This is a genomic window from Nesterenkonia sp. AN1 (genome assembly GCF_000582475.1).
GTDB lineage: Bacteria > Actinomycetota > Actinomycetes > Actinomycetales > Micrococcaceae > Nesterenkonia > Nesterenkonia aurantiaca.
The window spans coordinates 1-1471 of the sequence record NZ_JEMO01000028.1; the positions used below are offsets into that span (position 1 = coordinate 1).

2 protein-coding genes and 1 tRNA gene are annotated in these 1471 nt (G+C 67.2%); 2 read left to right on the forward strand and 1 reads right to left on the reverse strand.

What is annotated here, in order from left to right; genetic code table 11:
- The first annotated feature begins 164 nt into the window (after window positions 1-164).
- Window positions 165-605, forward strand: coding sequence for a class F sortase (locus BG28_RS13475; protein ID WP_235181127.1), 441 nt, complete (start codon window positions 165-167; stop codon window positions 603-605).
- Window positions 606-630: 25 nt separating this feature from the next.
- A complete protein-coding gene (locus tag BG28_RS13480) occupies window positions 631-1164 on the forward strand; it encodes a DUF421 domain-containing protein (protein WP_036477993.1) in 534 nt (177 codons plus the stop codon).
- Window positions 1165-1315: 151 nt separating this feature from the next.
- Here the strand turns inward: BG28_RS13480 and BG28_RS13485 are convergent.
- Window positions 1316-1392, reverse strand: a tRNA-Glu gene (locus BG28_RS13485).
- Between the last annotated feature and the right edge of the window lie 79 nt (window positions 1393-1471).

The window sequence follows — 1471 nt, forward strand, 5'->3', positions numbered from 1 at the left end:
CGGCGGAGGCATCGAGCTCTTCCAGCACTGCGCAGCCCAGCTCCAGCTCGCCGCGGCCCAGCTCGAGCTCTCCGCAGCCCAGCTCCGCGGCACCGAGCGCCGCACCCTCGAGCATCCCACCCTCGAGCCCGGCCGCGGCGCCGAACGGGGTCCGGCCGGCGGCGGTGAGCATCCCGTCCATCGACGTGGAGGAGTCGCTCATCGATCTCGGCATCGCGCAGGACGGGACCATGGAAGTCCCCGAGGACTACAGCGAGGTCGGCTGGTTCGAAGGCGGCGGCATGCCCGGCGGGCGCGGCCCCACCGTGCTGGCCGGGCATCTGGACTCCACCACCGGCCCCGCGGTGTTCCACCGTCTGGTGGAGATGGAGTCCGGGGACGAGGTAGCCGTCACCGACGCCGAGGGCCAGGTCCATCACTACCGGGTCGAGCGCACCGAGGTCTTCGCCAAGGACGACTTCCCCACCCGGGAGGTCTTCGGCGCGCAGCCGGAGGACGAGCTGCGACTGATCACCTGCACAGGGCTCTTCGACGTCGAGGCAGGAAGCCACGAGGACAACCACATCGTGTTCGCGGTGCCGGTGGATGATCCCGGTGGACACTGATCCCTCGAGGTGACAGGGTCGCCCGATGGACATGACTCAATTCTGGGACGGGTGGGATCCCATCATCCACACCGTCATCACGCTCACCGCAGGCTACATCGCGCTGCTGATCATCCTCCGGCTCTCCGGGCCGCGGACCATGGCCTCGATGACGCCGCTGGACTTCATCGTCGCGGTCACGATCGGCTCAGCCTTCGGACGCACCCTGACCGCGGTGGATGTGCCGCTGAGCCAGGCGATCCTGACCGTTCTGCTGCTGGTGCTGCTGCAGTGGATCATGGCCTGGCTGCGCGGCCGTTCGCCGAAGATGCGCCGGCTGCTGGATGCACCCCCGGTGCTGATCTATTACGAGGGCAAGTTCCAGCGCAAGGCACTGCGTAAGCACCAGCTGGTGGAGGACGATATCCACACCGCGGTGCGCTCCTCCTCGCGCGGCTCGCTCAAGGAGGTCTCCGCGGTGATCCTGGAGCAGAACGGCGGCCTGGTGGTCATCGGCAACGCCGAGCTCGACGACTCCTCCTCGGTCCTGAAGTTCACCGGCGACGCCGAAGTCGACTGACCCACCCTCCCCTTCACGTTGAGGGGCGGATTCTCCGAGCACTTTGGGCCGAAAAGCCCATGAGATGCACGGAGAATCCTCCCCTCAACGGGGGGGGGGGAAAGAAGAAGCGCCCGGTCCTTGGAGGACCGGGCGCTTCTTTTGTCACCTGTGGTGACCCCAGCGGGATTCGAACCCGCGTTACCGCCGTGAGAGGGCAGCGTACTAGGCCGCTATACGATGGGGGCCTTATCGAGTTATGCCTCCCGAAGAACGGGAGGGTCCTGCGCTGTGGAATATAGGTCCCCCGGGCTCCGAGGAGCTCGGG

Excerpts from the sequence above, each read along its gene's own strand:
- BG28_RS13480 (WP_036477993.1), top strand. The coding sequence starts at position 631 with ATGGACATGACTCAATTCTGGGACGGGTGGGATCCCATCATCCACACC.